This is a genomic window from Micromonospora mirobrigensis, assembly GCF_900091555.1.
GTDB classification, from domain to species: Bacteria; Actinomycetota; Actinomycetes; order Mycobacteriales; family Micromonosporaceae; genus Micromonospora; species Micromonospora mirobrigensis.
Map to the genome: position 1 here is coordinate 291,953 of NZ_FMCX01000006.1, position 15,839 is coordinate 307,791.

At 74.1% G+C, this 15,839-nt stretch carries 13 protein-coding genes and 1 riboswitch; of the genes, 8 read left to right on the forward strand and 5 right to left on the reverse strand.

Annotated features, from left to right (window positions below; all coding sequences use genetic code 11):
• Positions 1-78: 78 nt before the first annotated feature.
• Positions 79-384 carry an ArsR/SmtB family transcription factor gene (locus GA0070564_RS21065; protein WP_091611123.1) on the reverse strand — a complete coding sequence of 102 codons (306 nt, stop codon included), beginning with the start codon at positions 382-384 and terminating at the stop codon, positions 79-81.
• Positions 385-474: 90 nt separating this feature from the next.
• On the opposite strand from GA0070564_RS21065, the gene GA0070564_RS21070 reads away from it, so the two are divergent.
• The 3 genes from GA0070564_RS21070 (at position 475) to paaN (ending at position 5,096) form a co-directional block, all read left to right on the forward strand.
• Entirely contained in the window at positions 475-1,467 is a 993-nt protein-coding gene (locus GA0070564_RS21070) for a DMT family transporter (protein WP_091611126.1), read from the forward strand.
• Between the two features lie 79 nt (positions 1,468-1,546).
• Positions 1,547-1,682: riboswitch (SAM riboswitch) on the forward strand.
• Between the two features lie 10 nt (positions 1,683-1,692).
• On the forward strand, positions 1,693-2,979 hold the full coding sequence (gene thrC, locus GA0070564_RS21075) for a threonine synthase (protein ID WP_091611131.1): 1,287 nt from the start codon (positions 1,693-1,695) through the stop codon (positions 2,977-2,979).
• Positions 2,980-3,422: 443 nt separating this feature from the next.
• The gene (gene paaN / locus GA0070564_RS21080) at positions 3,423-5,096 is read left to right on the forward strand and encodes a phenylacetic acid degradation protein PaaN (protein WP_176730776.1); all 1,674 of its coding nucleotides are present in this window, start codon (positions 3,423-3,425) and stop codon (positions 5,094-5,096) included.
• A 104-nt stretch (positions 5,097-5,200) separates the two neighbouring features.
• Here paaN and GA0070564_RS21085 read toward each other — a convergent pair whose 3' ends face one another.
• Positions 5,201-5,656: a GNAT family N-acetyltransferase gene (locus tag GA0070564_RS21085; RefSeq protein ID WP_245670147.1), complete on the reverse strand. Its 456-nt coding sequence runs from the start codon at positions 5,654-5,656 to the stop codon at positions 5,201-5,203.
• 335 nt (positions 5,657-5,991) lie between these two features.
• Between GA0070564_RS21085 and GA0070564_RS21090 the strand changes: the two genes are divergently transcribed.
• The 3 genes from GA0070564_RS21090 (at position 5,992) to groL (ending at position 9,563) form a co-directional block, all read left to right on the forward strand.
• Positions 5,992-6,195: a cold-shock protein gene (locus tag GA0070564_RS21090; protein ID WP_091611145.1), complete on the forward strand. Its 204-nt coding sequence runs from the start codon at positions 5,992-5,994 to the stop codon at positions 6,193-6,195.
• A gap of 139 nt (positions 6,196-6,334) precedes the next feature.
• Positions 6,335-7,666 carry a hypothetical protein gene (locus tag GA0070564_RS21095; protein WP_091611150.1) on the forward strand — a complete coding sequence of 444 codons (1,332 nt, stop codon included), beginning with the start codon at positions 6,335-6,337 and terminating at the stop codon, positions 7,664-7,666.
• Positions 7,667-7,940: 274 nt separating this feature from the next.
• The gene (gene groL, locus GA0070564_RS21100; protein WP_091611153.1) at positions 7,941-9,563 is read left to right on the forward strand and encodes a chaperonin GroEL; all 1,623 of its coding nucleotides are present in this window, start codon (positions 7,941-7,943) and stop codon (positions 9,561-9,563) included.
• A gap of 85 nt (positions 9,564-9,648) precedes the next feature.
• Here groL and GA0070564_RS21105 read toward each other — a convergent pair whose 3' ends face one another.
• The 3 genes from GA0070564_RS21105 to GA0070564_RS21115 all read right to left on the reverse strand — a co-directional run bounded on the left by GA0070564_RS21105 (position 9,649) and on the right by GA0070564_RS21115 (position 13,286).
• The gene (locus GA0070564_RS21105) at positions 9,649-9,849 is read right to left on the reverse strand and encodes a hypothetical protein (RefSeq protein ID WP_091611157.1); all 201 of its coding nucleotides are present in this window, start codon (positions 9,847-9,849) and stop codon (positions 9,649-9,651) included.
• A 61-nt stretch (positions 9,850-9,910) separates the two neighbouring features.
• Complete coding sequence (locus GA0070564_RS21110; RefSeq protein WP_091611161.1) at positions 9,911-10,837, reverse strand: GNAT family N-acetyltransferase; 927 nt, start codon at positions 10,835-10,837, stop codon at positions 9,911-9,913.
• A gap of 46 nt (positions 10,838-10,883) precedes the next feature.
• Complete coding sequence (locus GA0070564_RS21115; RefSeq protein WP_245670129.1) at positions 10,884-13,286, reverse strand: S8 family serine peptidase; 2,403 nt, start codon at positions 13,284-13,286, stop codon at positions 10,884-10,886.
• A gap of 107 nt (positions 13,287-13,393) precedes the next feature.
• Here GA0070564_RS21115 and GA0070564_RS21120 point away from each other — a divergent pair, with 107 nt between their 5' ends.
• Positions 13,394-15,226: a glycerol-3-phosphate dehydrogenase/oxidase gene (locus GA0070564_RS21120; protein WP_091611677.1), complete on the forward strand. Its 1,833-nt coding sequence runs from the start codon at positions 13,394-13,396 to the stop codon at positions 15,224-15,226.
• A gap of 83 nt (positions 15,227-15,309) precedes the next feature.
• Positions 15,310-15,822: a hypothetical protein gene (locus GA0070564_RS21125; RefSeq protein ID WP_091611164.1), complete on the forward strand. Its 513-nt coding sequence runs from the start codon at positions 15,310-15,312 to the stop codon at positions 15,820-15,822.
• The last annotated feature ends 17 nt before the right edge of the window (positions 15,823-15,839 follow it).

Genomic DNA, 15,839 nt, shown 5'->3' on the forward strand with positions numbered 1-15,839 from the left:
CCCCCTGTTAACGCTTCCGGTATAGCAGGGGCCCCTTCTTAACGCCCGCCGCCCGCCCGGGGCCCGCCGCCCGGCGGGTCAGGCGTCGGCGCGGTCGGTGAGGACGGCGTCGAGCAGGCCCGGGTAACGGCGGTCGAGCTCGTCGCGGCGCAGCCGGATGTGCCGGCTGGTGCCCGCCACCCGGGTACGGGTCAAGCCGGCCTCGCGCAGCACCTTGAAGTGGTGGCTGCGGGTGGCCTTGGTGACGCCCAGCTCGAACGTGCCGCAGACCCGTTCGCCGTCCTCGGCGAGCGCCCGCACGATCCGGAGTCGGACGTCGTCGGCGAGGGCGGCCAGCACGGCGGTCACCGGTACGTCACTCAGGTCGGGTTCGTGCAGCTCCATGTGACCATCGTAACCGATGTTCGACATTCGTCGAACAAGCTCCTAGGGTCGGGAGCGTTGGTTCGATGGAACTCGAACATAGGAGCCGCGATGCCATCCCGACCCGCCGCCACCTTCCCGCTGATCGCCGTGCTCGGCTGGGGCGCGACCTTCCCCGTGCTGGCCAGCGCCCTGTCCCGGGTCGACGCGCTCAACCTGAGCGTGGCCCGCTACCTCCCCGCCACCGCCGTCTTCGTCGTCCTGCTGCTGCTTCGGGAGGGCCGGGCCGGGCTGCGTACCGGCGGCCGACTGGGCGAGGTCGTCACGCTGGGCATCGTCGGCTTCGCCGGGTTCAACGTGCTGGCCAACCTGGCCCTCGGCCACGCCGCCCCGCAACAGGTCGCGCTCTTCGTGGCGACCAGCCCGCTGCTGACCCAGCTGGTCCGTTGGGCCCGCGACGGCGTACGCCCCCGGCCGGCGCTGCTCGCGCTCTCCCTGGTCGCCCTGGTCGGGGTGGGGCTGGTGATCACCCGTGGCCGGCTCGACGGGCTCGGCCAGTTCGGCGTCGGCGGGCTGATGATGCTCCTCGGCGTGATCGGCTGGGCGGTCTACACGCACGGCGCCGGTCGGTTCGCCCAGTGGTCGCCGCTGCGCTACACCACGCTGACCGCGCTCACCGGCACCGCCGCCATGCTCGCCGTCAGCGTCGCCGCCGACCTGGTCGGTTGGCAGCACGCGCCGGCCGCCGCCGACCTCGTCGCGGTCGCCCCGCAGCTGGTGTACGCCGTACTGGCCGGCTCGGTGATCGCGGTGCTGGCCTGGAACACCGGGGTACGCCGGCTCGGCGCCGCCAACGCCGCCCTGTTCATGAACCTGGTCCCGGTGACCACCTTCGCCGTGCAGATCGCCCGCGGCTACCGGCCCGGTGGGGTGGAGCTGGTCGGGGCGGGACTCACCATCGCCGCCCTGGTCGCCGCGAACCTGGTCACCCGGACCCGGCCGGCGGTCGTACCCGTGGCGACCCGTGGTCACGCCGCACCGGCCGGTACGGCGGTGACCGACCGGGTCGCCGTCACCGACCCGGTGGCCGTGGTCGCCCGCTGACCCGGCGGGCGGCTCACACCGTGGGACGCCGGGTGGGCGTCCGGCCCAGGCCTGCCTAGACTCGGGGACACAACTGCATACCTCATCCAGAGGGGCTGAGGGATACGGCCCGACGACGCCCCGGCAACCACCCCGCACGACTCGCTGTCGAGTCGACGTGGGGCAGGTGCCAATTCCGTCCCCGCCGCAGGGTGCGACGCGGGGAAAGATGAGAGGACCCTCGACATGACGTCGACCCTTCCCGCCGCCGGCATCGACACCACGGCCAGCCCCGCCCGCGCCCTGGCCTGCCGCGCCTGCTCCGCCCGCTACCCGCTCGCCGCGCAGCACGCCTGCTACGAGTGTTTCGGGCCGCTCGAGGTGGACTACGACACCGCCGCGCTGGCCACCGTCACCCGGGAGCAGATCGAGGCCGGCCCGGCCAACATCTGGCGGTACGCGGCCCTGCTCCCCGCCGGTCAGGACCCGGCCACCCGGGTCAGCCTGGACCCGGGGCTCACCCCGCTGGTGGCCGCCCCGCACCTCGCCGCCGAGCTGGGCGTCACCGCGCCGCTCTGGGTCAAGGACGACAGCGCCAACCCCACCCACTCGTTCAAGGACCGGGTCGTCTCGGTGGCGCTGACCGCGGCCCGGGCGCTCGGCTTCACCCGCTTCGCCTGCGCCTCCACCGGCAACCTGGCCAACTCGGTGGCCGCGCACGGCGCCCGCGCCGGGGTGCCCTCGGTCGTCTTCATCCCGTCCGACCTGGAGCAGGGCAAGGTGATCACCACCGCCGTCTACGGCGGCGACCTGGTCGCCGTCGACGGCTCGTACGACGACGTGAACCGGCTCTGCGGTGAGCTGGTGGAGACCGACGAGTTCGAGGACACCGCGTTCGTCAACGTCAACGTCCGGCCGTACTACGCCGAGGGTTCCAAGACGCTCGGCTACGAGGTGGCCGAGCAGCTGGGCTGGCGGATCCCCGCCCAGGTGGTCATCCCGATGGCCTCCGGCGAGCTGCTCACCAAGATCGACAAGGCGTTCACCGAGCTGGTCGAGATCGGGCTGGTCGAGGCGCCGGCCGGCGGCTGGACGGTGTTCGGCGCCCAGTCGGCCGGTTGCAACCCGATCGCCACGGCCCTGCACGCCGACACCGACACGATCACCCCGGTCAAGCCCACCGGCATCGCCAAGTCGCTGAACATCGGCGACCCGGCCGCCGGCCTCTACGCCCTGGAGGCGGTCCGCCGCACCGGCGGCTGGATGGAGTACGCCGACGACGACGAGATCCGGGCGGGCATCCGGCTGCTGGCCCGTACCACCGGCGTCTTCGCCGAGACCGCCGGCGGCGTGACCGTGGCCGTGCTCCGCAAGCTCGTCGAGTCCGGCCGCCTCGACCCCGCCAAGGAGACGGTCGTCTTCAACACCGGCGAGGGACTGAAGACCCTCGACGCGGTGGCCGCCCAGGTCGGCCCCACCCACCGCATCAAGCCGTCGCTGCGCGCCGCCCGCGACGCCGGCCTCCTCTCCTGACTGCCCCGCTCTGCCCCCAGCCCCGACCCTCGTCGTTGATCAAGGAGTTTGCGTCGCCGGAAGGCCGGATCCCGACGCGAGATCCTTGGTCAACTCGGCCGGGGCGGGGCCGGGTGGGGGAGGGCGGATCGCCCGGGTGGGGGATGGGGGAGATCCGGTGGGTAACTGGCGATTCGCTGTGAGTGCGAAAAACCCACCGGTAGGGACTTGACGGCAGGATTCGGGCGGCGCAAGATGCTCCGTGCGGGAGGGCGTTTCGCCGAAGACTTTTGAAGTTCTTACGACCCAACGCCGGAGGCGTTGTGCGATCGTCCCTCCCGACCAACGTCCGATCGGGCCGGCGGAAATCCGCCGGCCCGATCGTCGTTCCGCAAGCCGGTCGACGATCTGACTTGTGACATGGCTCTACTGATCCTGACCCCTTCTGTTGCATGATGGCGGGCATGACGGAGACCCCGCACCCCCTCTACGACAGGCACGCCGACACCCTCAACCGTGCGCTGACCGCGATCACGGAGCGCGGGTACTGGTCCGCCTACCCGGAGTCGCCCAGCCCCCGGGTCTACGGCGAGACCGCCGCCGCCGACGGGAAGGCCGCCTTCGAGGCGTACCTGAACGGCGATTTCGTCCTGGACCAGGCCACGGACGGCGACACGGTCGCCACCGAGGACAGCCCGTTCGGGCTGGAGCTGAACGTCCGCTACCCGCACGCCGGCGCCGACCAACTGGTGGCCGCCGCGACCGCCGCCCTGCCGGCCTGGCGCGACGCCGGCCCCCAGGCCCGCGCCGGGGTCTGCCTGGAGATCCTCGACCGGCTGCACAAGAACATCTTCGAGCTGGCCAACGCGGTGCAGTTCACCAGCGGCCAGGCCTTCGTGATGGCCTTCCAGGCCGGCGGCGCGCACGCGCTGGACCGCGCCCTGGAGGCGATCGCCTACGCGTACGCGGAGATGACCCGCCACCCGGGGACGGCCGGCTGGGAGAAGGCCGCCGGCAAGGGCGACCCGCTGCGGATGACCAAGACCTTCCACGTCGTGCCGCGCGGCGTGGCCCTGGTGATCGGCTGCAACACCTTCCCGACCTGGAACTCGTACCCGGGGCTCTTCGCCTCCCTGGTCACCGGCAACCCGGTGGTGGTCAAGCCGCACCCGCGCGCCGTGCTGCCGCTCGCCATCACGGTGAAGTACGCCCGCCAGGTGCTCGCCGAGGCCGGCTTCGACCCGAACCTGATGCAACTCGCCCCCGAGGCGCCGGGCGAGAAGCTCGCCACCACCCTGGCCCTGCACCCGGCCGTGAAGGTCGTCGACTTCACCGGCTCCACCGAGTACGGCGACTGGCTGGAGGCGAACGCCCGGCAGGCCGCCGTCTACACCGAGAAGGCCGGGCTGAACACGGTCGTCATCGACTCCACCGACGACTTCGCCGGGATGTGCCGCAACCTGGGCTTCACCCTCACCCTCTACAGCGGCCAGATGTGCACCACCTCGCAGAACATCCTGATCCCCCGGGACGGCATCGCCACCGACCAGGGGCACAAGAGCTTCGACGAGGTGGCCGGCGGAATCGCCGCCGCGGTCGGCAAGCTCACCGCCGACCCGGCCCGTGGCGTCGAGCTGACCGGCGCGATCGTCAACGACGGGGTGCTCGAGCGGCTCGACGAGGTGACCAAGGTCGGCGAGCCGGTGCTGGAGTCGCGGACCGTCGAGCACCCGGCCTTCCCCGGCGCGGTCGTGCGTACGCCCACCGTGGTCAAGCTGGACGCCGGCGACACGGCGACCTACTCCAAGGAGTGGTTCGGGCCGATCTCGTTCGCCATCGCCACCGACTCCACGGAGCACAGCCTGCGGATCCTCCGCGAGACGGTGGGGGAGAAGGGCGCGCTCACGGCGGGCGTCTACTCCACCGACGAGGCGGTGCTGGACGAGGCCGAGAAGGCGGCGATCGACGCTGGTGTGCACCTGTCGGCGAACCTGACCGGCGGGGTGTTCGTCAACCAGTCGGCGGCGTTCTCGGACTTCCACGGGTCGGGGGCGAACGCCGCGGCGAACTCGGCGCTGACCGACGGGGCGTACGTCTCCAACCGGTTCCGGATCGTGCAGAGCCGCCGCCACGCCTGAGGTGTAAGGAGGGGCCCCTTCTTAACGCCTCCGGTATAGGAGGGGCCCCTTGTTAACACCTCGCAGCGCGGGGACTCCGGCGAGGGACGTGGAGCCGGGTCTGTTCAGGCGGGGCGGCGCATCTGGAGTTCCTGCAGGGCGGGGACGGTGGGGTGGGGGACGCGGACGCCGGTGTCGGTGAAGCCGAGCTTCCGGTACGCCCGGTGGGCGCGGTCGTTGCCGACCACCACCTCCAGCATCAGCTCCGGCCGGCCGCAGGACCGGGACCAGGCGGCCACCGCCTCCACCAGCTCACCGAGCAGGCCGGTGCCCCGGCGGGTCGGGGTGACGTAGACGGCGTACACGACGGTCAGGCCGGGCTCCTGCGGCACGGCGACGCCGCCGGCGTGCCCGACCAGCCGGCCGCCCGGGTCGGCGACGAACTGCGCGGTGTGGCAGCCCGCCGAGACCGCGGCGATCCGGGCGCAGTAGTCGGCGTGCGGCCGGGCGGCGGCGTCCGCGATCGTCTCCAGGAAGGCCAGCGGGGCGTCGGCCAGCATCTCCAGGCGCAGCGCCCGCATCCGCGCGCCGTCGGCGGGCCGCACCCGGCGGACGGCGGCCGGCCGGAGGCCGGGGTCGCCGGCGTCGCGGGGGAGCCGGTCCGGGGCGTCGACGGTCGGGGTACGGGTCATGGCGCATGCATACCGCAGCGACGGTCGACGATGCGTTGAGGGGCGGAGGCCGCCCTTTTTGCCCGCGTTTGTGGCCGTGCGCCGTCGTCACTCCTCGTGTAGCGTGCGATTTCGGTCACCGAATCAGCGGCCGTCGTCGATCGCTGGAACGGTGGCTCCCGGTACGCCGGCGCCGGCCGACGTCCCGGGGTTGGGGAACGCCGCGCAGAGTGAGGAAGTGCACCGTGGCACAGGGCACCGTGAAGTGGTTCAACTCCGAAAAGGGCTACGGCTTCATCGCCGTCGACGGCGGGCAGGACGTGTTCGTCCACTTCTCCGCGATCGAGATGGACGGCTACAAGGCACTCGACGACGGCCAGCGGGTCGAGTTCGAGATCTCCCAGGGCCAGAAGGGGCCGCAGGCCGAGCGGGTCCGCGTCATCGCCTGACCCGGGCCGGCGCCGACCGGAGGTGCGCCGGGTCGATGTGGCGGTTCGCCGGCGCGCCCGCCCCGAACGGGGGCTGCGCGGGCAAGCCGTACCAGGGAAGATCATGAGCCGTTCCAGCCCATGCCGCTGAGGAGGCTCCATGTCCGACCAGCCCCCACCCGGAGCCGATCCCGGCGAGCCGGACGACGCCGGTCGGCCGGCCGACCGGGAGGCCGGACGGTCCGATCCGACCGCACCCCTGCCGGCGGACCCGACCGCACCGCCGCCCGTCGACCCGACCGCGCCGCAGCCGACCGTGTTCCCGCCGACCGGCGTGCTGCCGGGGAACCCGTCGGCGCCCAGCGGATTCCCGCCCGGCTACCCGCCCTACCAGGGCCAGCCGCCCGGCCCGCCCTACGGCGGCTACCCGCCGGGCCAGCCGTACGGCGGCTACCCGCCGGGCCAGCCGTACGGCGGCTACCCGCCGGGCCAGCCCTACGGCGCCTACCCGCCCGGTGACCAGCCCTACGGCGCCTACCCGCCCGGCCAGCCCTACGGCGCCTATCCGCCCGGCCAGCCGTACGGTGACCCGCTGGGCGCGGCCGTGCCGCCGTACGGCCCCGGATGGCCGGGCGGTGCCCCCTGGGATCCGCACGACCCGCTGGTCAACCCGCCGAACGGGGGCCTGGAGGGCTGGTGGAACCGGGGCCTCGCCGCGCTGCGGCGCAGCTGGCGGGTGCTGGTGCTGGTGCTGGTGGTGACCCAGGTCCTGCCGGCGCTGGCGATCTCCGTGCTCTCGGTGGTGCTGCTCCCGGCCGACGAGCTGGCGACGGCGCCGTCCGCCGACGGCCAGGTCGCGCTCCCGGACGGCTTCTTCACCGACCTCGCCCTCTTCGGGGCCGTCATCGGCCTGGGCAGCCTGCTCTTCGGCCTGTTGCAGGCGGCCGGCTGGGCCGCCGGCACCTGGGCGGTGACCCGGCAGGCGCTGGGTGAGGCGGTGACCGCCGGCGGCGCGCTGCGCTACGGCTTCCGGCGGGCGCTCGGCCTCTGGGGCTGGACCCTGCTGACCGGCCTGCTGATGGCGGTCGGCTTCTGCTTCTGCATCCTGCCCGGCATCTACCTCGCCTTCGCGCTGAGCCTGGTCACCCCGATCTACCTCTACGAGCGGGAGAACCCGATCGGCCGGTCGTTCCGGATGTTCCACGACCGGCTGGGCATGGTGCTCGGCCGGATCAGCCTGGTGGGGATCGTGGTGATCCTCTTCAGCGTCGTCACCTCCGTGGTGGAGGAGATCGCCACGTCGGCAGCCGGCACCGACCCGTTCGCCTCGCCCGCCGCGGCGGCCGGGCTGTTCGTGGCGCTGGTCGTCGCCGCCCTGCTCTCCGTGCCGGCGTATCTGGTGCAGCAGGTCGGCCTGGTGGTGACGTACGCCGAGCAGCGCGGCCAGGAGGGGCCGGTGAACAGCGCCCGGCTGGCCGGGGAACTCGGCTGACCCGAGGCGATCGTGCTTGCACTCGGCAGGGGAGAGTGCTAAACAAGTCATTGGCACTCCCGTACGGTGAGTGCCAATGGTCGGGACGGTGGGGCCATGGTCGCGCCGGCGTTGGAGACGTCGGTTCGGCACACGGCCGGTCGTCGCGGGCTATCCGGCCCGGCCGAAGGACGTCGTCGTCGCCAGGTGGCGACGTCCCAAGGTGCGTACACCAGGCGGCCCATCCGGGACACACACTCGGGTGGCCCGTGAGTGTCCAGGAGGACAACGCCGTATGGCCAAGATGATCGCGTTCGACGAAGAGGCGCGCCGCGGCCTCGAGCGGGGCATGAACCAGCTCGCCGACGCCGTGAAGGTGACGCTCGGCCCCAAGGGCCGCAACGTCGTGCTCGAGAAGAAGTGGGGTGCCCCCACCATCACCAACGATGGTGTGAGCATCGCCAAGGAGATCGAGCTCGAGGACCCGTACGAGAAGATCGGCGCCGAGCTGGTCAAGGAGGTCGCCAAGAAGACCGACGACGTCGCCGGTGACGGCACGACGACGGCGACCGTCCTGGCCCAGGCCCTGGTCCGTGAGGGCCTGCGCAACGTGGCCGCCGGCGCCAACCCGATGGCCCTGAAGCGGGGCATCGAGGCCGCCGTGGCCAGCGTCTCGGAGGAGCTGCTCAAGCTCGCCAAGGACGTGGAGACCAAGGAGCAGATCGCCTCCACCGCCTCCATCTCCGCCGGTGACAACACCGTCGGTGAGATCATCGCCGAGGCGATGGACAAGGTCGGCAAGGAAGGCGTCATCACCGTCGAGGAGAGCAACACCTTCGGCCTGGAGCTTGAGCTCACCGAGGGTATGCGCTTCGACAAGGGCTACATCTCCGCGTACTTCATGACCGACCCGGAGCGCATGGAGGCCGTCTTCGACGACCCCTACCTGCTCATCGTCAACAGCAAGATCTCGTCGGTGAAGGACCTGCTCCCGATCCTCGAGAAGGTCATGCAGTCGGGCAAGCCGCTGCTGATCATCTCCGAGGACATCGAGGGCGAGGCCCTGGCCACCCTGGTCGTCAACAAGGTCCGGGGCACCTTCAAGTCGGTCGCCGTCAAGGCGCCGGGCTTCGGTGACCGCCGCAAGGCCATGCTGGCCGACATCGCCATCCTCACCGGTGGTCAGGTCATCAGCGAGGAGGTCGGCCTCAAGCTGGACGCCGTCAGCCTCGACATGCTGGGCCGCGCCCGCAAGGTCGTGGTGACCAAGGACGAGACCACCATCGTCGACGGTGCCGGTGACGCCGAGCAGATCCAGGGCCGGGTCAACCAGATCCGGGCCGAGATCGACAAGAGCGACTCCGACTACGACCGCGAGAAGCTGCAGGAGCGCCTGGCCAAGCTGGCCGGCGGTGTTGCGGTGATCAAGGTCGGCGCGGCCACCGAGGTCGAGCTCAAGGAGCGCAAGCACCGCATCGAGGACGCCGTCCGCAACGCGAAGGCCGCCGTCGAGGAGGGCATCGTCCCGGGTGGTGGCGTCGCGCTGGTGCAGGCCGGCAAGACCGCCTTCGACAAGCTGGACCTGAAGGGCGACGAGGCGACCGGCGCGCAGATCGTGAAGATCGCGCTGGACGCCCCGCTGCGGCAGATCGCCGTCAACGCCGGCCTCGAGGGTGGCGTCGTCGTCGAGCGGGTTCGCAACCTCGACGCCGGGCACGGCCTCAACGCCGCCTCCGGTGAGTACGTGGACCTGCTGGCCGCGGGCATCATCGACCCGGCCAAGGTGACCCGGTCGGCGCTGCAGAACGCCGCGTCCATCGCGGCGCTCTTCCTCACCACCGAGGCCGTCGTCGCGGACAAGCCGGAGAAGACCCCGGCCGCCCCGGCCGGCCCGGGTGGCGGGGACATGGACTTCTGAGTCCAGCCCCATCCAGTACGCCGAAAGGGGGCGGGCCGCGTCAGCGGTCCGCCCCCTTCCGTATGTCCGATCCGTGCCTGTCGACTCAGTCCGGCGGTGGGATCCGGACCGGCTCGTCGACCGCCAGCGGCTCGTCGCCGGCCGGCTCGTCGGTGCCGGTGAGCTCGGCCAACTGCTCGGCGTCGCCGTAGTCCCGCTGGTCGAACGGCAGCTTCGCCGGCCCGCCGCCGATCTCCGGCCAGGTGCCGCGCCGCCCCTCGTCGAGCTCTTCGTCGTCCGTGGCCATCGCCGCCTCCTCCTACCGAAACGGTAGGGGGTGCCGACGCCCGGCACGGGCGAAACCGGGGTTATCCGATCGTGCGGCGGTACAGCCAGAAGACCCGTTCGATCCGGGCCCCCGCGCTGCCCGAGTAGAACGACACCGGCCCCACCCAGCCGATCTGCGCCGACGACAGGCCGGCGGCCCGCTGGTCGCGCAGGCAGCGCCGCAACAGCACCCCGCCGATCCCCGAACCGGCCGCCTCCGGGGCGGTGCCCATCGGCCCGAACCAGCTCGGCCGGGCCGACCCGTACGCGGCGAAGCCGAGGATCCTCCCGTCCCGCTCGGCCAGGTGCGCTCCCGCGTCCGGGCGGCCCACCGAGCCGGCCAGCTCGCCGTCCCACGTCCCGCCGAAGACCGACCGGGCGAACGCGGTCAGCGCCGGCAGGTCCGCCGGCTCGGCCCGGCGTACGGCCACGCCGCGCTCGGCCAGCCGCCGCTCGGCGTCGTCGGTCGGGCGGAGCGCGGGGGAGCCGTCGGTCAGCTCGGCGGTCATGTTCCACGCCGTACGGTCCTGCCGGTGGCCGAGCGCCAGCGCCAGGCAGACCGCCGGGGTGTACCGGACGTCGATGCCGGGCCAGGCGTAGTACGGCGGGTTTCCGGCCAGCAGCAGCTCCGTCGCGCCCCGCTCGGCGAGCCGCCGTTCGACCGCCGCCAGCAGGGCCCGCCCGACGCCCCGACGGCGCCGGTCCGGGGCCACCGCCACCAGGTCCACGTGCCCGAGCCGCGGGTCCTCGGTCGAGAGCGAGCCGATCAGCACCCCGACCAGTTCCGTCCCCGCGTACGCCCCCAGCCCGACCACCGGGCGGGCGGCGGCGGCCCGGGTCCAGACGGTGTCCACGACGGCCGCCGCCTCGGTGGCGTCCTCCGGCAGGTCCAGCGCCCGTTGGCAGAGCGCGACCACGGCCGGCGCCTGCTCGACGGTCAGCTCGGCGACGGTGATCTCCGCGTCCATGGCAGCCGACCCTAGGCCATCCGGGCGCCCGGGCGACATCCCTCGGTCAGCGGGCCGTCCGCGCCGCCCGCACGGCCGCGTACGCGTCGACCAGGCCGGCGCCGGAGACGTCGCCGGTTCCTCCGCACCGGCCCTCGGTCGGCGGCGGGACCGGGGCGGCGGTGTTCCGCAGGATCGCCCGGGTCCGGGTCAGGTCCCCGACCAGCGCCGGGTTCGCCGACCACATCAGCGCCACCACCCCGGCCACCTGCGGCGTTGCCATCGAGGTGCCGTCCAGGGTGGCGTACCCGCCGCCCGGCATCGCGGAGAGCACCGCCGCGCCCGGGGCGACCAGGTCCGGCTTGCCGGCGCCACCCGCGGCCGGACCCCGGCTGGAGAAGTCGGTGACCCGGCGCTGCCGGTCCACCGCGCCCACGGTCAGCACATCCGGGTAGGGGGCGGGCGGCTCGGCGATGGTGCCGCAGCCCGGCCCGGAGTTGCCGGCGGCGGCGACCACCATGATCCCGGCGGACTCCAGCGCGGCGGTGGCCGGCCGCAGCGCCGAGGCGTCGCAGCCCTCGACCGGCGGACAGCCCCACGAGTTGGTGAGGACGTCCGGAGCCCGTCCGGGCCGGCCGTCGGTGAACGGGTTCCCGCCGGGCGGGAAGGGCGCCAGCATGAACTGGAGGCAGTCGAGGTAGTAGCCCGGGTTGCCGAGGTTGCGTTCCAGGTTGACGCAGCCCACCCAGCCGGCCCCGGGGGCCACCCCGATGCCGTCGCGCCCGACCGCGCTGCCCGTCGTGTGGGTGCCGTGCCCCTGCCGGTCGGTCGGGCGGCGGGTGTGCTCCCACGGGTCGTACCAGGAGTCGTCGCCGCCCCGGAAACCGGCGGCCAGCGCCGGGTGGCCGCCGTCCACCCCCGAGTCGGAGCTGCCCACCACCACCCCGGCGCCGGTCACCCCCAGCTCGGCCCAGACCCGGTCGGCGCCGATCAGCCGGATGTTCCACTCCGGGCCGGTGGGGGCGGGCCGGTCGCCCCGGGACGGCGGCGCGGGCGCCGGCAGCGGGCGGAGTCGCTGGCTGACCAGCACCCGGGACACCTCGGGGCGCCGTGACAGCCAGGCCCGTACCCCCGGCCCGCCGTCCACCTCGATGGCGTTGACCAGGTAGTACGGCCTCGGGTCGAGATGCAGCCGGGTGAGCTGCCGGCGCAGGTCCGCCTGGTTGCGGTCGGCGGTCTCCACCAGCCGCCGGTAGACCTCGGCGGCCCGGGCGTCCCGGCCGGCCCGTCCGGGCGTCCCGGCCGGCACGCCGCTCAGGTCGGCCTGCGCGCGCAGCACCACCAGCAGCCGTTCGCCGTACAGCCCGGGGTGGCCCGGCACGACGTCGACCAGGACCGCGGCGGCGAGCAGCACCAGCGCGGCCGTCGCGGCCACCCGCCGGGGCGGCACACCGGCCCGGCGGCGGGCGAGCAGCACGCCGTACCCGGCGGCGAGCAGCAGCCCGCCGGCGAGGCCGGCCCCGGTCGCCACGGCCGTCCAGTACGGCACGTCCCGCCCGGTGAGCAGCGGCAGCGAGATCTCCTCCGGGTCGGTGAAGGCCAGCGGCCCGAGCACGGCCAGCCCGACCGGCCAGCGGACCGCCGCGCGCCCGCCCCGGTCGCCGGCGCGCCGGGACGCGACGTGCAGAGCGGCCGCCACGAAACCGGCCGGCGGCACGGTGAGCAGGGCCGGCAGCTGCGCCCCGGACTGCCCGGTGCCGGCGGCGACGAGGAGCAGGGCCACCCCGGCGACCAGGCCGCCGAGCAGCACCGCCCGGGCCGGCCGGGGTGGCTCGCCGAGGGTGAACGCGGCCCAGAAGCCGGTGTCGAGCAGCGCCGCGGCGAGCGCGCCGACCGCGGCGGCGGCCAGCCCGGCGAGCACCGTCTCCAGCAGGCCGCCCAGCGCGCCGAGCCAGAGCCAGGGCAGCAGCAGGACCAGGCCGGCCGCCACGGCGAGCAGGGTCACCGCGCCCGGCCGCCGGCTGTCCGCCGCGACCACCGCCGGGGTACGCCGGCGGGCCAGCCGGGTCAGCACCAGCGCGCCCAGCGCGGCGGTGCCGGCCAGCCCGACCAGGTACGCCTCGTGGTGCACCGGCGGCAGCGCCCGCCACACCGCGAGCGCGCCCGAGGCCAGGACGGCGCCCAGCCACACCCGGCCGGTGGCCCGGACCGCCGCCGACCGGGGCAGCAGCGCCAGCAGCAGGGCCGGCAGGCCGACCAGCAGCACGGTGACCAGGGCGACCACCGGCCAGAGCCAGGCCGGGCGGCCACCACCCTGGCTCGCCACAATCTGCTCGACCAGCCAGCCGGCGACCTGCGGGAGCAGCACCACCGGGACGGTCCAGAGGCCGGCCAGCACGGCGGCCACCACGGGCCACGGCCCGGTCGGGCGGTTCTCGACGGTGGGCGGGGGCGGCGGCGTGGCGTACACCCCGAAACCGTACGACGGCCCGGGCCGGCGCGCGGGCGACCGGGAGTGCGGACCCGGTGGTCGGGCGGGGCGTGTCGCCGCCGGGCCCGGACGGTTACCGTGGACGGGTGCGCGACCCCAACGTGACCCGATCCGCCGCCGGCCAGCTCTCGCCGCAGCGTCGCTCCGCTGACCTGCGCAGACTCCGCACCGAGCAGTTCGACGTGCTGGTCATCGGGGGTGGGGTGACCGGGGCGGGGGCGGCCCTGGACGCCGCCTCCCGGGGGCTCAAGGTGGCCCTGGTGGAGGCCCGTGACTTCGCCGCCGGCACCTCCAGCCGGTCCAGCAAACTGATCCACGGCGGCCTGCGCTATCTGGAGCAGTTGGAGTTCCACCTGGTCCACGAGGCGTTGACCGAGCGGGGGCTGCTGGCCACCCGGCTCGCCCCGCACCTGGTCCGGCCGATCCCGTTCCTGGTCCCGCTCCCCGCCGGGGAGCGGTTGCGCGACCTGCCGGCCCGGCTGTTCCGCCGCTCCTACTACGGTGCCGGGGTCGCGGTCTACGACGCCTTCGCCGGGATCTTCGGTGGCGGTCGGGGCATGCCGCTGCACCGGCACCTGACCCGGGAGGGGGCCCGCCGGGCCTTCCCCAGCCTGCGCGGGGACACCCTGGCCGGCGCGATCCGCTACTACGACGGCCAGGTCGACGACGCCCGGCTGGTGGTCACCCTGGCCCGCACCGCGGCCAGCCTGGGCGCCACCGTGGTGACCAGCGCCCGGGCCGTCGGCCTGATCCGCCAGGCCCGGGAGGTGACCGGGGTCCGGGTCCGCGACCTGGAGGCGCCGGCCGGCTCCCCGGACGCCGAGTTCGAGGTACGCGCCCGCACGGTCATCGGCGCCACCGGCGTGTGGAGCGACGACATGTCGCGGATGCTCAACGACGTCGGGCTGCGCCCCGGCATCCGGGTGCGGGCCTCCAAGGGGGTGCACCTGGTGGTGCCCCGCTCGGCGATCACCGGCGAGACCGGGCTGATCCTGCGGACGGCCACCAGCGTGCTCTTCGTGATCCCGTGGGGCGGGCACTGGATCATCGGGACCACGGACACCGACTGGCAGCTGGACCGGTCCCACCCGTCGGCCACCGCCCGCGACATCCAATACCTGCTCGACCAGGTCAACGCGGTGCTGGACAAGCCGCTCACCACCGACGACATCGAGGGCGTCTACGCCGGGCTGCGCCCGCTGCTGGCCGGCGAGGCGGACTCCACCTCCAAGCTGTCCCGGGAGCACGCCGTCTTCGAGCCGATGCTCGGGCTGCTGCTGGTGGCCGGCGGCAAGTACACGACGTACCGGGTGATGGCCTCCGACGTGGTGGACCGGGCGGTCCGCCGGCTGGGCGGCGCCCGCCCGTCGCGGACCGCGGACCTGCCGCTGCTGGGCGCCGACGGGTACGCGGCGATGTGGCGGGACCGGGCCGACCTGGCCCGCCGGCACGGGGTGCCGGTCGGCGTGGTCGAGCACCTGCTGGAGCGGTACGGCACGCTCACCCTGGAACTGCTCGCCCTGATCGACGCCGAGCCGCTGCTGGCCGCGCCGCTGGCCGGGGCGCCGGAATACCTGGCGGCCGAGGTGACGTACGCGACCCGCGCGGAGGGGGCGCTGCACCTGGAGGACGTGCTCACCCGGCGTACCCGGATCTCGTTCGAGACCAGCCACCGTGGCCTGGAGTCGGCGGGGCACACCGCGGAGCTGATGGGGGCCGTGCTCGGCTGGGACGAGTCCACCCGGGAGCGTGAGGTGACCCACTACCGGGCGCGGGTGGCCGCGGAGCGGCAGTCGCAGTCCATGGTGGACGACGCGGCGGCGGACGCGGCGCGGCTCGGCGCCCCGGACGTACGGGGTTTCGCCGCCGACCGGGGTGGCGACGGCGACAGCGTCGAACTGCCCTCCTCGTCCCGCTGACCGATCCCGCCCGGCTGGCCGACGGAGGGCCCGAACCGGTCGGCCGCTACCCGCAATTCCCGCCGTACGGTAATTTTCGGCGCGTGGCTCACCCCTTCCGGTCGCGCGTCCTCCTCCTCTCCGTCGCCGTCCTGCTGGTCGCCACGACACTCACCGCCTGTTCACTCGTCCCCGGCCGGCGGATCGGTGCGGTCGCCGCGCCCGCGGCGAGCGGCACCGGGGAGGGCTCCGCGACCGACCGGGTCAGCCTGGTGCAGAAGCTCGGCTCCGACGGCCCGCTGCGGACCCTCGACGTCGCCGCCGACGGCCGCTGGGAGTGCGTCGACTGCGCCGGCGACGGGGTCTCCTCCACCGGCACCCTCGACCCGGAGCAGGTGCAGCGGCTGCACCGGCTGCTCGCCGACCCGCGGCTGGCCGGGGAGACCGACCAGGCGCGGCAGTACCGGGCCAGCTGCATCGACGCGCTGACCTCCAGCCTGGTCACCGCCGCCGGCCTGATCACCTCCCAGGACTGCCCGGGGGAGGAGCGGCCGCCGGTCGCCAACGAGATCCTGCTGCTGCTCACCCAGGCGACCCCCGCCGAACCCACCGCCTGAGCGGCGCGCGGGCCGTC

Coding starts and splice junctions, on each gene's coding strand:
- GA0070564_RS21065 (WP_091611123.1), bottom strand. CDS start 384: ATGGAGCTGCACGAACCCGACCTGAGTGACGTACCGGTGACCGCCGTG.
- GA0070564_RS21070 (WP_091611126.1), top strand. CDS start 475: ATGCCATCCCGACCCGCCGCCACCTTCCCGCTGATCGCCGTGCTCGGC.
- thrC (WP_091611131.1), top strand. CDS start 1,693: ATGACGTCGACCCTTCCCGCCGCCGGCATCGACACCACGGCCAGCCCC.
- paaN (WP_176730776.1), top strand. CDS start 3,423: ATGACGGAGACCCCGCACCCCCTCTACGACAGGCACGCCGACACCCTC.
- GA0070564_RS21085 (WP_245670147.1), bottom strand. CDS start 5,656: ATGCGGGCGCTGCGCCTGGAGATGCTGGCCGACGCCCCGCTGGCCTTC.
- GA0070564_RS21095 (WP_091611150.1), top strand. CDS start 6,335: ATGTCCGACCAGCCCCCACCCGGAGCCGATCCCGGCGAGCCGGACGAC.
- groL (WP_091611153.1), top strand. CDS start 7,941: ATGGCCAAGATGATCGCGTTCGACGAAGAGGCGCGCCGCGGCCTCGAG.
- GA0070564_RS21105 (WP_091611157.1), bottom strand. CDS start 9,849: ATGGCCACGGACGACGAAGAGCTCGACGAGGGGCGGCGCGGCACCTGG.
- GA0070564_RS21110 (WP_091611161.1), bottom strand. CDS start 10,837: ATGGACGCGGAGATCACCGTCGCCGAGCTGACCGTCGAGCAGGCGCCG.